General features: G+C 54.6%; 18 protein-coding genes and 1 tRNA gene. 3 read left to right on the top strand and 16 right to left on the bottom strand.

Annotated elements, in window-relative coordinates:
• Positions 1-73: 73 nt before the first annotated feature.
• The 10 genes from rpoB to FHS72_RS01545 form a co-directional block, all read right to left on the bottom strand.
• Complete coding sequence (rpoB, locus tag FHS72_RS01590) at positions 74-4,213, bottom strand: DNA-directed RNA polymerase subunit beta (protein ID WP_183524531.1); 4,140 nt, start codon at positions 4,211-4,213, stop codon at positions 74-76.
• Positions 4,214-4,701: 488 nt separating this feature from the next.
• Positions 4,702-5,073 carry a 50S ribosomal protein L7/L12 gene (gene rplL / locus FHS72_RS01585; RefSeq protein ID WP_183524528.1) on the bottom strand — a complete coding sequence of 124 codons (372 nt, stop codon included), beginning with the start codon at positions 5,071-5,073 and terminating at the stop codon, positions 4,702-4,704.
• A gap of 69 nt (positions 5,074-5,142) precedes the next feature.
• A complete protein-coding gene (rplJ, locus tag FHS72_RS01580) occupies positions 5,143-5,655 on the bottom strand; it encodes a 50S ribosomal protein L10 (RefSeq protein ID WP_183524525.1) in 513 nt (170 codons plus the stop codon).
• A gap of 336 nt (positions 5,656-5,991) precedes the next feature.
• Entirely contained in the window at positions 5,992-6,783 is a 792-nt protein-coding gene (locus FHS72_RS01575; protein ID WP_183524522.1) for a hypothetical protein, read from the bottom strand.
• Between the two features lie 179 nt (positions 6,784-6,962).
• On the bottom strand, positions 6,963-7,661 hold the full coding sequence (gene rplA / locus FHS72_RS01570; protein ID WP_183524519.1) for a 50S ribosomal protein L1: 699 nt from the start codon (positions 7,659-7,661) through the stop codon (positions 6,963-6,965).
• Complete coding sequence (gene rplK, locus FHS72_RS01565; protein WP_183524516.1) at positions 7,661-8,086, bottom strand: 50S ribosomal protein L11; 426 nt, start codon at positions 8,084-8,086, stop codon at positions 7,661-7,663. The genes rplA and rplK overlap by 1 nt, the downstream gene beginning before the upstream one ends.
• Positions 8,087-8,207: 121 nt before the next feature.
• Positions 8,208-8,738 carry a transcription termination/antitermination protein NusG gene (gene nusG, locus FHS72_RS01560; protein ID WP_183524513.1) on the bottom strand — a complete coding sequence of 177 codons (531 nt, stop codon included), beginning with the start codon at positions 8,736-8,738 and terminating at the stop codon, positions 8,208-8,210.
• Between the two features lie 331 nt (positions 8,739-9,069).
• The gene (secE, locus tag FHS72_RS01555) at positions 9,070-9,264 is read right to left on the bottom strand and encodes a preprotein translocase subunit SecE (protein WP_183524510.1); all 195 of its coding nucleotides are present in this window, start codon (positions 9,262-9,264) and stop codon (positions 9,070-9,072) included.
• Between the two features lie 88 nt (positions 9,265-9,352).
• Positions 9,353-10,240, bottom strand: a complete 888-nt coding sequence (locus tag FHS72_RS01550; protein ID WP_183524507.1) for a hypothetical protein — start codon at positions 10,238-10,240, stop codon at positions 9,353-9,355.
• A 40-nt stretch (positions 10,241-10,280) separates the two neighbouring features.
• Positions 10,281-10,356: transfer RNA gene (locus FHS72_RS01545), tRNA-Trp, on the bottom strand.
• 113 nt (positions 10,357-10,469) lie between these two features.
• On the opposite strand from FHS72_RS01545, the gene FHS72_RS01540 reads away from it, so the two are divergent.
• Positions 10,470-11,153, top strand: a complete 684-nt coding sequence (locus FHS72_RS01540; protein WP_183524504.1) for a lysophospholipid acyltransferase family protein — start codon at positions 10,470-10,472, stop codon at positions 11,151-11,153.
• Here FHS72_RS01540 and FHS72_RS01535 read toward each other — a convergent pair.
• From FHS72_RS01535 to FHS72_RS01525, 3 genes are read right to left on the bottom strand one after another with little or no spacing between them, the layout of a single operon-like run.
• Positions 11,139-11,777 carry a CatB-related O-acetyltransferase gene (locus FHS72_RS01535; RefSeq protein ID WP_183524503.1) on the bottom strand — a complete coding sequence of 213 codons (639 nt, stop codon included), beginning with the start codon at positions 11,775-11,777 and terminating at the stop codon, positions 11,139-11,141. The two genes, FHS72_RS01540 and FHS72_RS01535, sit on opposite strands and share 15 nt — an antisense overlap.
• Before the next feature lie 19 nt (positions 11,778-11,796).
• Positions 11,797-12,711, bottom strand: a complete 915-nt coding sequence (locus FHS72_RS01530) for a nickel/cobalt transporter (protein ID WP_183524500.1) — start codon at positions 12,709-12,711, stop codon at positions 11,797-11,799.
• Positions 12,693-13,490, bottom strand: a complete 798-nt coding sequence (locus FHS72_RS01525) for a DUF1007 family protein (protein ID WP_246414416.1) — start codon at positions 13,488-13,490, stop codon at positions 12,693-12,695. Before FHS72_RS01525 ends, FHS72_RS01530 begins: the two co-directional genes overlap by 19 nt.
• Before the next feature lie 15 nt (positions 13,491-13,505).
• Here FHS72_RS01525 and FHS72_RS01520 point away from each other — a divergent pair, with 15 nt between their 5' ends.
• A complete protein-coding gene (locus FHS72_RS01520) occupies positions 13,506-14,000 on the top strand; it encodes a ferritin-like domain-containing protein (RefSeq protein WP_183524498.1) in 495 nt (164 codons plus the stop codon).
• A gap of 83 nt (positions 14,001-14,083) precedes the next feature.
• Here FHS72_RS01520 and FHS72_RS01515 read toward each other — a convergent pair whose 3' ends face one another.
• The gene (locus FHS72_RS01515; protein ID WP_183524495.1) at positions 14,084-14,329 is read right to left on the bottom strand and encodes a hypothetical protein; all 246 of its coding nucleotides are present in this window, start codon (positions 14,327-14,329) and stop codon (positions 14,084-14,086) included.
• A 167-nt stretch (positions 14,330-14,496) separates the two neighbouring features.
• Positions 14,497-15,672, bottom strand: coding sequence for an elongation factor Tu (gene tuf / locus FHS72_RS01510; protein ID WP_183524492.1), 1,176 nt, complete (start codon positions 15,670-15,672; stop codon positions 14,497-14,499).
• A gap of 231 nt (positions 15,673-15,903) precedes the next feature.
• On the opposite strand from tuf, the gene FHS72_RS01505 reads away from it, so the two are divergent.
• Positions 15,904-16,275 carry a VOC family protein gene (locus FHS72_RS01505; protein ID WP_183524489.1) on the top strand — a complete coding sequence of 124 codons (372 nt, stop codon included), beginning with the start codon at positions 15,904-15,906 and terminating at the stop codon, positions 16,273-16,275.
• Positions 16,276-16,314: 39 nt separating this feature from the next.
• On the opposite strand, the gene FHS72_RS01500 is transcribed toward FHS72_RS01505, so the two are convergent.
• The gene (locus tag FHS72_RS01500; protein WP_183524486.1) at positions 16,315-18,210 is read right to left on the bottom strand and encodes a PhoX family protein; all 1,896 of its coding nucleotides are present in this window, start codon (positions 18,208-18,210) and stop codon (positions 16,315-16,317) included.
• Positions 18,211-18,254 lie beyond the last annotated feature (44 nt).

The following is an 18,254-nucleotide window of genomic DNA, read 5'->3' as shown; positions in this document are numbered from 1 at the left end:
AGGGCGCGAAGGGGAGAGGTCGGGAACCGATTTTTCTAGAAAAATCGATCCCCAAGAATTTTCAGGAAAATTCTTATTCCTCATCCTCCGAATCCAGGAGTTCCATGTTGAGGCCGAGACCCCGGACTTCTTTCACGAGCACGTTGAAGGATTCTGGCACGCCAGCTTCAAAGTTGTCTTCGCCTTTGACGATCGACTCGTACACTTTGGTACGGCCAGCAACGTCATCCGACTTGACTGTGAGCATCTCTTGCAGCGTGTATGCCGCGCCGTATGCTTCCAATGCCCAAACTTCCATCTCACCGAAGCGCTGACCACCGAACTGGGCTTTACCACCCAGCGGCTGTTGCGTGACGAGCGAGTATGGTCCTGTGGACCGTGCGTGGATCTTATCATCGACCAAGTGGTGCAGTTTCAGCAGGTATTTCACACCCACAGTCACCTTACGGCTAAACTGCTCACCTGTGCGGCCATCAAACAGAACCGACTGGCCTGACGTGCTGAAACCAGCCCGTGTCAGCGCGTCGTTGACGTCTGCTTCTTTGGCACCATCGAAGACTGGTGTGGCGATTGGAACACCGCGTGTGACGTTGCCTGCGACTTCGAGCAAATCGTCCTGCTCCATGCCTTCCAGACCTTCCGCATAGACATCATCGCCGTAAGCGATGCGCATAGCTTCACGCACTGGTGTCATGTCGCCAGAGCGGCGGTATTCACCCAATGCTTCGTCCACTTGGATACCCAGACCGCGTGCGGCCCAGCCCATGTGTGTTTCCAAAATCTGACCAACGTTCATACGTGAAGGCACGCCGAGTGGGTTCAGACAGAAGTCGACAGGTGTCCCATCCGCGAGGAATGGCATGTCTTCCATTGGTACAACCTTGGAAATAACACCTTTGTTGCCGTGACGACCAGCCATCTTATCGCCCGGCTGCAGCTTACGCTTCACCGCAACGAAGACTTTGACCATCTTCATCACGCCCGGTGGCAAATCGTCACCACGACGGACTTTTTCGACTTTGTCTTCAAAACGGGCATCCATCATGCGCTTTTGCGCTTCGTACTGCTCGTTCAGGGCTTCGACGACTTGTGCATCGCCTTCGGCCTCTAGGGCGAATTGCCACCACGCACCGCGACCAAATTCGGCCAATGCTTCTTCAGTCACAACAGAGTTCGATTTGAACCCTTTTGGACCTTTGACAGCAGTTTTGCCGATGATCATCGAGTGCAGACGCGCGTAGATGTTCCGGTCAAGGATGACCAGCTCATCGTCACGGTCGCGCGCAAGGCGTTCAACTTCTTCACGCTCGATCTGCAACGCACGTTCGTCTTTTTCGATGCCGTGGCGGTTAAACACACGCACTTCAACGATCGTACCGTAGTCACCCGGTGGCAGACGCAAGGACGTGTCACGCACGTCGGATGCTTTTTCACCAAAGATGGCACGCAGAAGTTTTTCTTCCGGTGTCATCGGGCTTTCGCCTTTTGGTGTGATCTTACCAACCAGAATGTCTGCAGGCCCAACTTCAGCACCGATATACACGATACCGGCTTCATCAAGGTTGCGCAGCGCTTCTTCACCTACGTTTGGAATATCGCGTGTGATTTCTTCAGGCCCAAGTTTCGTGTCACGTGCCGCGACTTCAAATTCTTCGATGTGGATCGAAGTGAAGACGTCGTCGCGTGTCACACGCTCGGAGATCAGAATGGAGTCTTCGTAGTTGTAGCCGTTCCAAGGCATAAACGCGACGATCACGTTTTTACCCAGAGCCAATTCACCCATATCTGTGGATGGACCGTCAGCGATAACCTGACCTTTGGTGACCTTTTCGCCCACTTTCACCAGCGGACGCTGGTTGATGCAGGTGTTTTGGTTGGACCGCTGGAATTTACGCATACGGTAGATGTCGACGCCCGCATCACCCAGACCGAGGTCTTCGGTGGCACGAATAACGATACGCTGCGCATCAACTTGGTCGATGATACCCGCACGTTTCGCCATGTAAGCCGCACCGGAATCGCGTGCTACAACTTCTTCGATACCAGTCCCGACCAGTGGTGCCTCTGCCTGAAGCAATGGAACCGCCTGACGTTGCATGTTGGATCCCATCAGGGCCCGGTTCGCATCGTCGTTTTCAAGGAATGGGATCAAGGACGCAGCAACAGAAACCAACTGCTTTGGCGAAACGTCGATCAAGTCAACATTTTCACGTGGGCTCAGTGTGTAGTCGCCGTTTTTCCGTGTCGACACCAGATCGTTGATGATCACGCCTTCGTCGGTCAAGCCAGCGTTGGCCTGAGCTACAGTGTGACGCATCTCTTCGGTTGCGGACATGTAGGACACATCGTCTGTGACCTTGCCGTCTACAACCTTGCGGTATGGTGTTTCGATGAAGCCGTATTTGTTCACACGCGCAAATGTCGCGAGTGAGTTGATCAGACCAATGTTCGGCCCTTCCGGTGTCTCAATCGGACACATACGGCCGTAGTGTGTTGGGTGAACGTCACGTACTTCAAAGCCAGCACGTTCACGTGTCAAACCACCGGGTCCAAGCGCGGACAGACGACGCTTGTGCGTGACTTCCGAGAGCGGGTTGGTTTGGTCCATGAACTGGGACAGCTGGGAAGACCCGAAGAATTCACGCACAGCTGCCGCAGCAGGTTTCGCGTTGATCAGGTCTTGTGGCATGACTGTGTCGATTTCAACAGAAGACATACGTTCCTTGATCGCGCGCTCCATACGAAGCAGGCCAACACGGTACTGGTTTTCCATCAATTCGCCAACAGAACGCACACGACGGTTGCCGAGGTGGTCGATATCGTCCACGTCGCCTTTGCCATCACGCAGTTCAACAAGCGCTTTGATACAAGCAACGATGTCGTCCTTGCGCAGTGTGCGCATTGTGTCGTCGGCATCCAGATCGAGACGCATGTTCATCTTCACGCGACCAACAGCGGACAGGTCGTAACGCTCGGAATCGAAGAACAATGTGTCAAACAGCGCAGAGGCCGCATCAACGGTTGGTGGCTCGCCTGGGCGCATCACGCGGTAGATATCCATCAGCGCAGTTTCGCGGTTCAGGTTTTTATCAGCCGCCATCGTGTTGCGCATGTATGCGCCCACGTTGATGTTGTCGATGTCCAGAACAGGGATCTCTGTGATGCCCGCATCAACGAGGTCTTTCAGCGTACCGCCGATCACGTCGCCAGCTTTGTCCATTTCGAGAACCAGCTCGTCGCCAGCTTCAACGTAGATTGCGCCGGTTTCTTCGTTAATGATGTCACGTGCAACGAATTTGCCAACGATCTGGTTGAACGGAACCAAAAGATCAGAGACTTTAGCTTCGTCGATCAGTTTCTTAACGGACCGTGGTGTAACTTTTTCGCCAGCTTTAGCGATGACTTCGCCAGTTGCCGCGTCAACCAAATCATGCGCAGGACGTGTGCCGCGCACGCGCTCTGGGAAGAATTTCGTTGTCCAAGACTGGCTTTTCGCATCCAGCTTGTAATCAACTGTGTTGTAGTAGGCGTCCATGATGCCTTCTTGGTCGTAACCAAGTGCGTACAGCAAAGTTGTGACAGGCAATTTACGACGACGGTCGATCCGGCAGAACACGAGGTCTTTGGCGTCGAATTCAAAGTCGAGCCATGAACCACGATAAGGAATGATCCGGCATGCGAACAAGAGCTTACCTGAAGAGTGAGTTTTACCTTTGTCGTGATCAAAGAACACGCCCGGCGAACGGTGCATCTGGGAAACGATAACACGCTCTGTGCCGTTGACAACGAAAGTGCCGTTTGGCGTCATCAAAGGCATGTCGCCCATGAATACGTCTTGTTCTTTGATGTCTTTTACTGACTTCGCACCAGTATCTTCGTCCACATCAAATACGATCAGGCGCAATGTGACTTTCAGCGGGGCTGAATACGTCATATCGCGCTGCTGGCATTCTTCGACGTCGTATTTTGGTTTCTCAAGCTCGTATTTTACGAATTCAAGAACGGCAGTCTCGTTGAAGTCTTTGATCGGGAAAACCGACTGAAAAACGCCCTTGATGCCTTCGCCGTCTAGCGGGGTGTCGCTGTCGCCGGAACGCAGGAACAGGTCGTATGACGATTTTTGAACCTCAATAAGGTTCGGCATTTCCAGAACTTCGCGGATTTTACCGTAGTATTTACGCAGGCGCTTCTGACCGAGGAAGGATTGAGCCATATCAGCCGGGTCTCCATAATGTCAGAACGCATCTTGGCTGGGCGACCAGAATGCGTCCGATTTGCGGCAGGACCGTTTCAATACCCGAGATGTTTCCCAAACATCTCTCCCGAAACGACCAAACTTACCTGTCAAAACGCGCTAAAGTGGCGCTTTGAAAGATAAGCATGTTTAGATTTTAATTTTTTAGCGATGCCATAGTTGCCGAACGAACCGCCCAAGTAAGAGAGATTCGGATAGAGTTCAAGGTCAATCCCAAAAATCAACACATTTTATATGTGCGGCGAACGAGTCGTGGCGCAACGTCAGTTCAGGATCAATCACGCATTCGGCGCGATGATGTACAGTATGACGCCGCGATGGCCTGTTACGCAATGCTAAAATTGCAATTGGTTAACAAGTCCGCCGATACCAATGCGCCCTGCCCCAAAAGAAAAACCCGGCCTGCATTGCTGCAGACCGGGTTCATTACTTCAATCGAAGATGGCTTAGGCCACTTCAACTTCCGCGCCAGCTGCTTCCAGCTTAGCTTTGACTTCTTCAGCCTCAGCAGCAGGAACGCCTTCTTTGATTTTGCCGCCAGCTTCAACGAGGTCTTTAGCTTCTTTCAGGCCAAGACCTGTGATGCCGCGAACTTCTTTGATGACGTTGATTTTAGATGCGCCAGCATTTTTGAGAATGACGTCAAATTCAGTCTTCTCTTCTGCAGCAGCACCGCCATCAGCAGGGCCAGCCATCATAACAGCGCCACCGGCTGCTGGTTCGATGCCATACTCGTCTTTGAGGATGGTTTTCAGTTCTTGTGCTTCGAGAAGGGTCAGACCAACGATCTCTTCAGCAAGTTTCTTCAGATCAGCCATTTGCTTTTCCATTTCTAAATAGTGTGTTCCAACGTCAGGGCAGATGCCCCTAAGTCAATCCAAGTTGCTTTATGCAGCTTTCTCTTCGATCGTAGAGAGAATGCTTGCGATGTTCGAAGCAGGCGCGCCAATGGCCCCAGCGATGTTGCTTGCAGGTGCACCGATACAACCAACGATAGAAGCAATAAGCTCCTCGCGGGAAGGCATCGCGGCAACGGCTTTCACACCAGCTACGTCCAGAGCAGTCTCACCCATAGCACCGCCAAGAATAACGAGTTTATCGTTTGTCTTAGCATAGCCATCCATGATCTTCGCCGCAGCGACAGGATCTTCGGAATAGGCGAGAACAGTCATACCTTCGAGGAATTCACCGATGCTTGCGCATGGCTTGCCCTCGAGGGCGATTTTGGCGAGCTTGTTCTTGGCAACGCGTACGGACCCATCAACGTCACGCATTTGTGCGCGCAGGTCCTGCATTTCGGCAACTGTCATGCCTTCGTAGCGGGCAACCACTACAACGCCAGAGCTTTCAAAGACTTGGCCGAGTTCATCGACCAGCTGTTCTTTTTGTGCTCTATCCACAGTTTCACTCCAAGTTTGGAGGGTATCCCCTCCGGCTCAATTTTGCTGAATGGCAAGCCATCCAACAGTCTAGGTCCACATATACGGGGGAGCCATCAGGACCGAGGTTGAGCCTCGAAAATTCTGGTCTATCCCGTCTCAGGCAGGAATTAATGGCTTATGGGCCAACCCACCGTCTCGGACGAATATAGGACTGCACGAATCAATCGTTCAGCCCCTGAGGATGCTTTAACGGGGGGTGGGGGATTTGCCAAGGGTTTGTGGAAGAATTGCTACAGCGTGGTGTTTGGACAATCGTAGCATAGAGGCAAATGCGGCTAATGTCCGATTCGAGCCCTAACTGTCTCTTGCTCTCGCGTATACGTCAACAAGGTCGCGACTTTTTCCAAAGTGAGTTCTGCAATCAAACCTTGGATGACCATTCCTTGGTTTAACGTGAGTATCCCATTGCCACGAAAGCCAGTCGATTTTTTTGAACACCTTTGGATTATCGACAGTGTCTCTATGCGCAACTTCAAGGTGTTTCTTAATCGAGTTCCCTTTTTCCTCCGTAAGAATTTCATTCTGCTCGTAGCTGCTCCTTAGAGCCCAAACGAATGGAGCCAACGACCAGATGCCATCTTCATCACGGACAATGAGGCTTTCTTCTTGTTTTCGGTCCATCTGGGTCACAACAAAATCATGCGCTGTTTTGCTGAGCGCGATGCGAGGATTGACCGCCAACTGACTTTCAACGTTATACGCCTCGACCACCGAAGGCCCCCAAGGTGTTGATCTTCTTTTTGAAATCAAACCATGGGACATTCCTCCCCTGATCCAAACACCAATGGACATTAAGTCCACTGTCAATCTGGCCAACTCAATGAAAAGTTTTGACACCGCAAATGACTCTGGCTTGACGGACATCACAATACAGTCAGAGAATATGTGGCTATGAAAGCCATTAATGCTGCCCGTCGTGTCAACAACGTCTACTTCAAGCAGGCTCATCTTGTGTATGATTGATAACGCCTGATCAACGCGCTTCGCGATCTTGCCGTCTGGATCCTTCGATGCAGCGCTGACCATTGCCCCGAACCCCAATATGTCAATAAAGACGACAAACCGTTTCTCAAAAATTTCACTCAAATTCACCTCTCCCAAATTCCTGATAATCAGCTCGCAATTATTGTGCGCAATTTTCACATGCAGCAAACTGTGTGTTGTAGCTTTGTCCGCACAGCAGCCCCCCCCACACAAAAAAACGGCCCCTCGCACGCGAAGGGCCGCTTCTTCATTTCAAACGTAGGACGAAGCCTACAGCAGGCTTAGTTGCCAGTCGCGTTTGCGATGGACAATGTCACGCCTGGGCCCATTGTCGAAGATACTGCGATCTTCTTCATGTATGTGCCTTTTGCGCCGGAAGGACGTGCCTTCTGAACCGCGTCAACAAATGCCTTAACGTTTTCTTCAAGCTGAGCCGCTGTGAAGGACGCTTTGCCGATACCAGCGTGAACAACGCCGGCTTTTTCCGCTTTGAACTGAACTTCGCCGCCTTTAGCCGCTTCAACAGCAGCTTTAACGTCCATAGTCACAGTACCAACGCGTGGGTTTGGCATCAGGTTACGTGGTCCAAGGACCTTACCCAAACGGCCAACAACGCCCATCATGTCAGGTGTCGCGATGCAACGATCAAATTCGATTGTGCCGCCCTGAACTGTTTCCATCAGGTCTTCTGCACCAACGATGTCCGCACCAGCTGCTTTTGCTTCTTCAGCTTTTTCGCCACGTGCAAACACAGCAACGCGTACTGTTTTACCTGTGCCGTTTGGCAAAGATACAGTCCCGCGAACCATTTGGTCTGCGTGACGTGGATCAACACCCAACTGGAGGGAGATTTCGATTGTTTCGTCGAACTTCGCTTTTGCGTTGTCCTTCATCAAGGCAACAGCCTCGGAAACGGTGACGTCTGCTTTGCCTGCAAATGCTGCGCGCGCTGCAGTTGTGCGCTTACCAAATTTAGCCATTACTTCACCTCGATGCCCATAGAGCGAGCAGAGCCCGCGATGATCAGCATTGCGCCTTCGATGGACGTCGCGTTCAAGTCTTTCATCTTGGCTTCAGCGATCTCACGAACCTGCTTACCAGTGATGGAACCTGCAACTGCGCGGCCCGGTGTTTTCGAACCGGATGTCAGTTTAGCGGCTTTCTTGATGTAATGGGACGCTGGTGGCGTCTTGATTTCCATCGAGAAGGATTTGTCTGCGTAGTAAGTGATGACAGTCGGGCAAGGTGCGCCAGCTTCCATCTCTTGGGTCTTCGCGTTGAAGGCCTTACAGAATTCCATGATGTTGATACCGCGTTGACCCAGTGCTGGGCCTACAGGTGGGGATGGGTTTGCTTTACCAGCTGGCACTTGCAGCTTAAGCGTCCCGACTACTTTCTTGGCCATGTGGCCTCTCCTTTTTCAGCGACAAGCGATTGCTTGCCCTACAATGCCTCACCTAAGTGAGGCGGTTTGCCGTGGTTCGAAGTGGTCCGTAGACCGTTTCTCCCACGTCTGAACGCGCAGATTATTGTTTCACAACCTGCGTGTATTCCAATTCGACGGGTGTCGCGCGGCCAAAGATAGACACAGTCACCTTGAGGCGCTGGTTCTCTTCGTCCACTTCTTCCACCATACCGTCGAAATCTTCGAACGGACCGTCCGAAACTTTAACTTTCTCGCCAATCTCAAAGCTGATCAGCGTGCGTGGGGCCTCCTGGCCTTCTTCAACGCGACCAAGGATCGCTTTTACTTCAGCATCGCGCATTGGCATCGGGCGACCTTGCGGGCCCAAGAAACCTGTGACGCGGTTGATCGAGTTGATCAGGTGGTAGCCCTCGTCGGACATATCCATGCGGACCAAAACGTAGCCCGGCATAAAGCGACGTTCGGCTGTCACTTTTTTGTTGCGACGGACTTCGATCACTTCCTCGGTGGGAACCAGCACTTCTTCGATTTGGTCAGCCAAACCTTGCTCTTCCGCTTTTTGGCGAATGGTCTCTGCGATCTTTTTCTCAAAGTTCGAGAGGACGCTTACAGAATACCAACGTTTGGCCATATGAAAAAGCACCTTTGCCGATTGCGGACAGAGCCGCAAAGTTCCAATTATCACAAGCGGTTACACCGTTTGCGCGGGTCAATAAAAAGCGGCGCGCAACTTGATTCGCCGCACGCCTTTCCCGAAAGTTGAGGCGTCGTACCGCCCCAGACCAATGTTTTCAAGGGGGTGACGTGAGATTTCCGACGTATATCGGCTGCGTGGTTACAACGCGGAGCGGACGTTAGGGCGTCAAAATGGGATGCCAGCGGTGGGCGCGTCGATGTGAGTACAGGTCATTACGTCCGAAGCGCGGGCCGTAGCCCGTTCATAACGGCGTGAATGCGTGGCTTTAGCTACCGAAGTAGCTCAGCACGCCTTGCAGGCCGCTGCGGATCAAAAGGTCGACGAGGAAGAAGAAGATCGCGGTCAATGTCGCCATGATGAAGACCATAATCGTGGTCATGACGACCTCGCGACGGGACGGCCAGACAACCTTGGCAACTTCTGCGCGGGTCTCGTTGATGAATCTGACTGGATTGGCCATGGGTCGCGGTCCTTTACTTCTGTTCGGGTCACATACGCAGTCTGTGCAGGGTTTTCAAGCGGTCACGCGCCGCTTGCGTTGATCGGCATTATTTCTGCAAAAACGTCACATCGGGCATCGCTGCAATCGCGCGGCATTGATCGGCATAAAAGGCCCGCGATGCGGTATGCGTTTGCGCGTCGTAGAGGTCGTAGGGCGGGTTGCTCGCGGTAGTCGGCAACGCCTCTGCCGCTTCGCGCTTGAACGCAGCGCCGGTCCATTGCTTTGCCAGTAGAATCGTATCCACGGCTTGCTCTGACAAGCGCGGTTGAATGCGTTCATCGAGTGGCGTGACGTCAGGCGTGCCTACCATCGCAGTACAGATCGCCGGGAACAGGTCAGCGTAGTCCTCATAGCGCCAAACCGTCAGTGACCGCACGCCTTTGCACGCACGCAACCGCTGCACGTAGTCGGCCCAATCCACCACGGTGAACGGATTATGCTCTTTGAATTTGTCAGGCAACACGGCCCTGTTGCCGCTTAGGATCTGGCTGTAGGCCGACCCGAGATAACCCGTCGGGTTCCGTATCCCGAGACACAGATCAATCGCTGGACCACCCGCCTCTGCGAAAGCACGCGCCAGTTGTACGACACGACCAGGCGCTGTGAAATAAAGCGGCGTCGGGATGCGCCCCCACCCGCGTTGCAGTTTTCCGGCAAAGGTTTCTTCGGATAGCACAAGACGATCCGCACCATCCGCCAGCGCCATCAACGCCGCTTGCGGCGGCAGGTCAGAGGCCGTCGCACTGTCGGGATCGAACGGAAAGCCGAACAGTTCTGGCAGGCTTTTGCCCACCCCGCGCAATGCCTGCGGTCCCGCAAAGGTCACGCCGTCAATCGGCAATGCTGCCGTAATCGCGTGCTGTAAATGCGTGCTGGCCGTTTTATGTGCGCCAAGATGCAGCACAATCGTGGTCGGCAATGTTTGGGATGTCATGTGAATGGTGCCTCCACTTGCGCGGGCAGAATCGGTGGTCTGGCAGGGGCGGAGAGACTCGAACTCACGACCTTCGGTTTTGGAGACCGGCGCTCTACCAACTGAGCTACGCCCCTACTTTGACCAAGTGTCGATCTACCCGCAGTTTATTTGATATTCAAGCCCCGCCTTGCCTTTGCGCGATAAAAAAGCGCATCAAAGGAAAGTCTTTCCAAATCAGAGCCGCTCGATGTCCAATTTCCGCCGCCGTCTTGAAAAATCGCCAGCCTTGGCGCGTGTCATTGCGACGTTGATCGGCTGGTATCTGCGGCTGTGTATTGCGACGTCGAAATGGGACGTGCACGGCGTTGATGCGTTAGAGGAAGAACTGGCGGATGGTCCGGTTCTCTGTGCGCTGTGGCATGGTCGGTTGCTGATGATCGCGCCGCATTGGCCGCGCCGCGCAGGGTCGCTGTCTTGTTTGCATGACACCGCCCCGATTGGACGGGCCGCGGGTGCGTTGCAGGCGTATTTCGGGCTGCAACCGATTGAGATGTCCGCGAGACGGTCGAATGTATCCGCGTCGCGGGTGGTGATGAAACGCGCCAAAGAAGGTGTCAGTATCGGCATCACCGCAGATGGGCCAACGGGTCCGGGGTTTGCGGTGAAAGACGCGCCGCTTGAATGGGCGCGGATCATGCAGCGCCCGATTTACGGTTATGCGTTTGCGACCAAGCGGCACCGGATTTTGAAAACGTGGGACAGTATGATAGTCCCTCTGCCCTTTACCCGCGGCGCGATTGTGTTTGATCGGCTTGACGTGGCGGTCCCACGCAAGGCGACTGATGACCAGATCGAAGCGGGACGCAATGCGATGACGACAGAGTTGAACCGCGTCACCGCGCTGGCGGATCAGATGTCAGGCGTCACGTAACGCGGCGAGGTCAGCGCCAACAATCGCGGCGTCAGCGGCTTGGATTCTGGCGATGGGCCAATTCCACCACGCGATGTCCAGCAGCGCGGCAATCGTGGGCTCGTCGAACCGCATCCGCAAAATTTTTGCCGGATTGCCGCCGACGATGGCGTAGTCTGGGATATTGCCACGCACCACGGATTTCGCTGCGATAATCACGCCATTGCCGATCTGCGCGCCCGGAAGGATCGTTGCCCCCTGCCCGATCCAAACGTCATTGCCGATGGTCGTGTCTGGACCAGCCTTCGGCATCGACGCCGCACTGCCGCCAAAGATCATGAACGGATAGCTAGAGAAGCCGTCGTAGCGGTGATTGGCCGAGGCGGTGATGAACGTGACCCCGTCCGCGATCTGGCAGAATTTGCCGATGGTCAGGGCCTCTGGTGAGAAATCATAGAGATATGGCGCGAGGTGAAACGCCCAATCGGCGGGCGCTGTGTGAGCGCTGGCGTAGGTGTATTCGCCGACTGTGAACTTGGTGTGATGTGCTACGGCCGGCGCCAGAAATACCGTGCCTTCATGCGGCGTGCCGTCCGGTAAAATCACAGGATGCAACGTTTGTGGGTCAGCGATTGGTCCAGACATGGCATTTTCCTTGAGCGGATCAGATGGCCCGTAATAGCAGCTGGATCGCAACCATCGCAATCGTGGCCCCTGCGAGCATCTGCACGGCAGCCAAAACAACCGCTGTGCGGGTGCCGCCCGCGATCTGCGCCAGCGCGCTTTCGCGCAACCCAACAGCCGCAAAGGCTATGACGCCTGTGAAGAGCGCGGTGCCGACGCCCATCACAAACGCGCCGATAATGCCAGCCCACGACACGCCCAGCGCATGGGTCAGGATCAGCAGGAACACCGCCCCCGTACAGGGACGAATCGCGATAGAGACAATGACGGCCAAGGCATCGCGGATCGAGCGTACATTCGCGGCTTGCTCTGGCGTGGGGCCATGCGCGTGACCGCAGTGATTGCAAACACCGTCGTCGGCGTGGTCGTGGTGGTGATGATCATGGCCTTGCGATTGCTTTCGGGTCTGCATGTAGTGGCGCACCCCGCGCAGGATCAGCCAGACACCAACCGCAGCAATCAATGCGTAGCTAAGCGGGGCAAAGAATTTATCGGCGGCAGCAGTCATTTGTTCGCGGCCCCAGCCCAAAGCCCAGATTGCCACGTAAACCATAATAACGGCCGATGCCGCTTGGGCCAACGACGACAGCACAGCCAAGCCCGCGAGCCGCGTTGCTGCGACCCGTGCCCCGACGCCGTATCCACCAATCACCAGCTTGCCGTGACCCGGCCCTGCGGCATGAACAAATCCGTAGGTAAAGCATAGCCCCCACAACCCCAGCAACGCGCCTGGTTGTCCAGCTTTCAACGCGCGCAGGCTTGCCGCCATACTGTTTTGCACATCGCGCTGCGTGGTTGTGGCCCACCTGCTGACAACATCAGCGCCGCCAAAGCCCCACAGCCAAACGATCACGGCGACGATGGCGCAAAGCAGGATTAACGCGATGTTGCGCATGTGATCTCAATCGTATCTGCAAAGGCGACGCCAACTTCGGGGAATTCTTCGTCCGGCCCCACATCAGACGCGGGACGTCCGTAGAGCAATTCCTCGACCATCGTGTACGCCGCGTCCAAATTCGCGGGCGTCACCGTCGCTTTGCAATCATCGCGGCCTTCGATTGTGACATCGCCGACCAGTTCGTAGGCGACATAGTAGAACGGGTCATAGACGCGGATCGTGAGCGGAGCGTCGGGATCAGACAGCGCTTCTATCGGACGGCTGTGCATTTCGCGCATGATACCGTTCTCGAACGTCATTGTGTGATCGGTGCGCCCGGCCAGCGCGATGACGTCGGTACCCTGCATGACCTCAAGATCACCTTTGAAATCTGCAGGCCATTCCGTGACCGATGCGGCGAGCGTGGCTTTTTCGTCTTCCGTCAGAACCATATCACCGTCTAGATCAATGCCCAGATCAGCCGTGATCAACAGTGAAAAGTAATCGTCGTAAATCCACGCAAGGTTCACAGCCGCAGGTGCGTCGTCCTCAAAGACAACACTTACCTCGACTGAGACAAAAATATGCGGATGTGCTTGCGCCATGGTGGTTGGCAGGACAGTCGCGAGAAGGGCTGGAATGATGAGATGACGCATGGGCGTTTTGTATGAGAGCCGCGCGACCAGCGCAACTGATGTCAGCAGGTAGACGCCCATGATCGTGCGGCGCAGGGATTCTTTCAAACTCAGGTGGAACGTTTGCTGACGCGCCGTGTTGTCTGGGTAACCGAAACGCAATGAAAGGAAATTATCATGTCACTTAATTCCCTGCACGACGTCTACCACGATCAACTGCAAGATATCTGGAGCGCGAACAAGCAATCCTTGGATGTCATCGTTGAATTGGGCCGCGCCGCCGACGACAAAGCATTGTCAGAAGCGCTGATCGCGGGTGCTAACGGTGTCAGCGACGGAATCGAAAAGATTGCAGAGCTTTGCAACAAGCACGATTTGAAGCCAAATGGTGAGCACTGCAAAGGCATGGAAGGTCTCGTGAAAGAAGCGAAGGCCCATGCGCTCGACTCAGAATTCGGCAATGCCGCCACACGCGACGCGATGATCATCACGCAATATCAGCGGATGGTGCACTATGCGCTGGCTGGTTACGGCTGCCTTGTCGCGTTTGCCAACCGGATCGGTGAAGACGGTGATGCTGCGATCCTGCAGGACTGCCTTGACCACACCTACAACGGCGACCGGACAATGACCGAGATCGCTACCAATGGCGTGAATGCCGAAGCGGCATAACACCACCCGACGACCCCTCGCACTCCCATGCGATAAGCCGTACCTCAATCGAGGTGCGGCTTTTTTGTGTAAGGGGGCTTGGCTTACAACGCAGCGGCGCAAATGCCGGAAAATGGCCCCGTACCGGACGCATCGCGCTGGACAGATACGTTGGTGAGCGTCTCGCCAGGGTTACAGGTCACATCAAGCTCGTTATCGGCCCAATTCGCGCCCACAACACCGGTCACGACATTGCCATTCCGGTCCGAGGTCAGCCGGTCGGGATTGCCTGAGCCTGTGCAGGCAGCGGTTAGAAGAATTAAGAACACTGCAGGTAGGGTCTTTGTCATCGTCGTCTCACAGTAAAGTTTACGGATGCCCCATGGTGTCATGGTCGTGGGCAAACAAAAAGGCCGCTCCATTTCTGGGGCGGCCTTTTCGATAAACTTTAACGAGGCGGGTTCTCGGGCACTTTCCCCAAGAGGAAAGTCCCTGCCACCCGCTGTTTCAATGATTGTTACTCAACAATCTTTGAAACGACACCAGCGCCAACAGTACGGCCGCCTTCGCGGATCGCGAAGCGGAGGCCGTCTTCCATGGCGATTGGTGCGATCAGTTCAACGTTGAACTTCAAGTTGTCGCCCGGCATGACCATTTCTGTGCCTTCTGGAAGGACAACAGTGCCTGTCACGTCAGTTGTACGGAAGTAGAACTGTGGACGGTAGTTCGCGAAGAATGGTGTGTGACGACCGCCTTCTTCTTTTGTCAGAATATAGGCTTCTGCTTCGAACTTTGTGTGTGGGTTCACGGAACCTGGCTTACACAGAACCTGACCACGCTCAACAGCTTCACGGTCGATGCCGCGCAACAGAACGCCTACGTTGTCGCCTGCTTCACCGCGATCAAGCAGTTTGCGGAACATTTCAACGCCAGTACATGTTGTTTTCTGTGTGTCTTTGATGCCCACGATGGACAATTCGTCACCCACGTTCACAACACCGCGCTCGATACGGCCAGTTACAACTGTACCACGACCAGAGATCGAGAACACGTCCTCAACTGGCAGCAGGAACGGCATGTCAACTGCACGTGCAGGTGTTGGGATGTACTCGTCAACAGCAGCCATCAGCGCTTTGATTGAGTCAGCACCGATGTTGTCATCGCGGCCTTCCATGGCTGCCAGAGCAGAACCAGGGATGACTGGGATGTCGTCGCCAGGATATTCGTAAGAAGACAGCAACTCACGGATTTCCATTTCAACCAGTTCGAGCAACTCATCGTCGTCTACTTGGTCAACTTTGTTCATGTAAACAACCATGTACGGGATGCCAACCTGACGGCCGAGCAGGATGTGCTCGCGTGTCTGAGGCATTGGGCCGTCTGCTGCGTTCACAACCAAGATCGCGCCGTCCATTTGGGCAGCACCAGTGATCATGTTTTTGACGTAGTCAGCGTGACCTGGGCAGTCAACGTGCGCGTAGTGACGTGTTTCAGTCTCGTACTCAACGTGCGCAGTAGAGATCGTGATACCACGTGCTTTTTCTTCTGGCGCGCCGTCGATCGAGTCATACGCTTGGAAATCACCAAAGTACTTTGTGATCGCCGCTGTCAGTGTCGTTTTACCGTGGTCAACGTGGCCGATTGTGCCGATGTTGACGTGCGGTTTATTACGTTCAAACTTTTCCTTAGCCATATGCCAAAGCCCTTTGATGCGGGGGCCAACCGGCCCGGTTCAACTTTGCCCGCGATTTATTGGGAATCGCACCGGAAATCAAGCGTCAGGTTGCGTCACTTCAGGCGATGGTCAAAAAAGTTTTTGAAGGCGGGTGATTTCGGCGGAATTTCAGGGCGTCGCGCAGGCCTGATTTTGTATTTCAACCCGCATAAGCTATGATCCCACGACATTCGTCACAGGAGGACCATCATGTCGCTTGGTGCATTTTCAACCAGCCTGAACGTCAAAGACCTTGCCGCCTCTATTGCGTTCTACAAAACGCTGGGATTCGAGACATTCCACGATAATAGCGAACATAACTACGCGATTCTCAAGGATGGGGACACGCTGCTGGGGCTTTTTCAGGGGCATATCCCCGCGAACACGCTCACGTTTAATCCGGGTTGGGATCATAACGCGCAGCCGACCGATGGCTTTGAGGATGTGCGCGATATACAAAAACGCCTGCAAGACGCGGGCTTCAAGCTGGAAGCGACCTGCGATCCTGCCACCACTGGCCCTGCGCATATTATGCTGCTGGACCCTGATGATAACCCGATCCTGATAGACCAGCATCGGTAGGAAAGTGGGCGGGCCGCGCTTGGCCCGCCCATGCACTCGTTAACCTACAAGCGCATTATCGTCCCGCTTGATTGCCACGATGGAAGATCGCGCCAGCATACCGTCACCATCCGGGAACGGTGCTGATGGGTGCTGGATACCGACGAACATAGTGCGTTTGTCTGCTGACCACGCGAGGCCCGTGACTTCGGACCCGTTTGGCCCTGTCATAAAGCGTTCGATCTGACCCGTTGCAGGATCACCCGCAAGCATCTGGTTGTTGCCCATGCCAGCGTAGCCTTCTTCGTTGCTGTCGTCCCCATCGGTTTGGATCCACAACATGCCCGTGCTGTCGAACATCATCCCGTCAGGCGAGTTGAACAAGTTGCCTTCGTTGATGTTGTCAGAGCCTGCGTTCAGATCGTCATGCACAGTCGGGTTGCCTGCCATCACATAGAGATCCCATGTGAAATCAATCGCAGCGTGATCGTCGTTTTCCGGACGCCAACGCACGATTTGACCATAGTTGTTGGCATCGCGTGGGTTTGGCGACCCTTCGATTGCAACGGCAGGATCACCGCCCGCGTTGGTGAAATCAGGACCGCGGCGCGAGTTGTTGGTCAAGGCGCAGTAAGCTTCGACCGCAACGGGGTTCACGGCCACCCATTCAGGACGATCCATCGTCGTGGCACCAACCGCCGACGCAGCCGTCCGTGTGAAGATCGCGATTTCAGCAGCGTCCATGCCTGTGGCTTCTGGCGTCAACGCGAGCCATTCGCCAGTCATGTTTGTGTCGAACTTGGCTGCGTAAAGTTGCCCGTCGCTGAGCAATGTGTCTGTTGGGCCGCCCGGTGTGTAGACGCCGGTGGACACGTATTTGTACAGGAATTCGCCCCGCTCATCGTCACCCAGATAGACAACAACACGGCCATCAGGTGCGATAACCACGGCTGCGTTTTCGTGTTTAAACCGGCCCAAGGCGGTGTGCTTCACAGGCATCGCAGTTGGGTCGCTTGGGTCGATTTCCACGACATAGCCGAAACGGTTCGGCTCGTTCGGGTTCTTGGATGTGTCGAAACGGGCGTCGAACTTTTCGTAGGCATAGCGGCCTTCAGCGCCGATGCCATAACGCGCGTAGCCGTCTGGCGCTACGAAATCAGCATCGGTGGAGCCGAAATACCCGTTAAAGTTCTCTTCACAGGTCAGATACGTGCCCCAAGGCGTCTTGCCAGCACCACAGTTATTCATCGTCCCCAAGATGGTCATGCCATCAGGATCAGCGTCCGTTTTCATCAAGTCGTGACCAGCCGCAGGACCGGAAATCGCCATTGGTGTCAACTGCGTGATACGGCGGTTCAAATCGCTATCCACGACAATACCCCAACCATCTGCGCTTTCCGCGACTTCCATCACGGTCACGCCCTGCATGTTTTGCAGTGTCAGCACGTCGTCCGCGCTTAGCACAGCGCCATCGGCGTTTTGTGGCAGGTTGATTTTCGTGTTCACATATTCATGGTTCACGGCGATCACTTGGCGACCATCAACAACGAATGTTTCCATCCCGTCGGTGTTTTCACCAAACACGCGGTCAGAGCTGGCCACGCCCACACCAAAATCCTGGCTCAGGTCTTCGGCGTCGGAAAACAGCGGCTCGCCCCATTTCGCAACGGGCGACCATGAATAGCCTGTTGGCACGTGGATTGTGTTGTCAGTCTGGATCGCAATCGGGTCGAACCCAAAGCGGCCAGCAGCCTGCGCTTCGACGGATGTGCTGGACAGCAATGTGCCCGCGCCCATCACGGCCGCACCGGACCCGAAAGCTACGATGCCGCTAAGAAATCCGCGACGCGAAATTGCGGTTTCAACGACAGCGTCAAAGTCAGTTGTCGCTGCGGCTGGGCGCTGTAGTTCGTCCCATTCGTCCCAAGAAAGATCGTAAGTATTGTCATCGCTCATCACCGTGGCTCCCCAGATTGGTGGCTCAATATGGGGGCACCTTA

This window comes from Yoonia ponticola, from assembly GCF_014199395.1.
Classification (GTDB): Bacteria; Pseudomonadota; Alphaproteobacteria; order Rhodobacterales; family Rhodobacteraceae; genus Yoonia; species Yoonia ponticola.
This window is presented reverse-complemented; position numbering and strand designations above follow the sequence as displayed.

What these genes read in the sequence shown, in the direction of transcription:
- FHS72_RS01505 (WP_183524489.1), top strand. Translation starts at nt 15,904, where the DNA reads ATGTCGCTTGGTGCATTTTCAACCAGCCTGAACGTCAAAGACCTTGCC.
- FHS72_RS01515 (WP_183524495.1), bottom strand. Translation starts at nt 14,329, where the DNA reads ATGACAAAGACCCTACCTGCAGTGTTCTTAATTCTTCTAACCGCTGCC.
- nusG (WP_183524513.1), bottom strand. Translation starts at nt 8,738, where the DNA reads ATGGCCAAACGTTGGTATTCTGTAAGCGTCCTCTCGAACTTTGAGAAA.
- rplA (WP_183524519.1), bottom strand. Translation starts at nt 7,661, where the DNA reads ATGGCTAAATTTGGTAAGCGCACAACTGCAGCGCGCGCAGCATTTGCA.
- FHS72_RS01500 (WP_183524486.1), bottom strand. Translation starts at nt 18,210, where the DNA reads ATGAGCGATGACAATACTTACGATCTTTCTTGGGACGAATGGGACGAA.
- rpoB (WP_183524531.1), bottom strand. Translation starts at nt 4,213, where the DNA reads ATGGCTCAATCCTTCCTCGGTCAGAAGCGCCTGCGTAAATACTACGGT.
- secE (WP_183524510.1), bottom strand. Translation starts at nt 9,264, where the DNA reads ATGGCCAATCCAGTCAGATTCATCAACGAGACCCGCGCAGAAGTTGCC.
- FHS72_RS01550 (WP_183524507.1), bottom strand. Translation starts at nt 10,240, where the DNA reads ATGACATCCCAAACATTGCCGACCACGATTGTGCTGCATCTTGGCGCA.
- FHS72_RS01535 (WP_183524503.1), bottom strand. Translation starts at nt 11,777, where the DNA reads ATGTCTGGACCAATCGCTGACCCACAAACGTTGCATCCTGTGATTTTA.
- tuf (WP_183524492.1), bottom strand. Translation starts at nt 15,672, where the DNA reads ATGGCTAAGGAAAAGTTTGAACGTAATAAACCGCACGTCAACATCGGC.
- rplL (WP_183524528.1), bottom strand. Translation starts at nt 5,073, where the DNA reads ATGGCTGATCTGAAGAAACTTGCTGAAGAGATCGTTGGTCTGACCCTT.
- FHS72_RS01540 (WP_183524504.1), top strand. Translation starts at nt 10,470, where the DNA reads ATGTCCAATTTCCGCCGCCGTCTTGAAAAATCGCCAGCCTTGGCGCGT.
- rplK (WP_183524516.1), bottom strand. Translation starts at nt 8,086, where the DNA reads ATGGCCAAGAAAGTAGTCGGGACGCTTAAGCTGCAAGTGCCAGCTGGT.
- FHS72_RS01520 (WP_183524498.1), top strand. Translation starts at nt 13,506, where the DNA reads ATGTCACTTAATTCCCTGCACGACGTCTACCACGATCAACTGCAAGAT.
- FHS72_RS01530 (WP_183524500.1), bottom strand. Translation starts at nt 12,711, where the DNA reads ATGCGCAACATCGCGTTAATCCTGCTTTGCGCCATCGTCGCCGTGATC.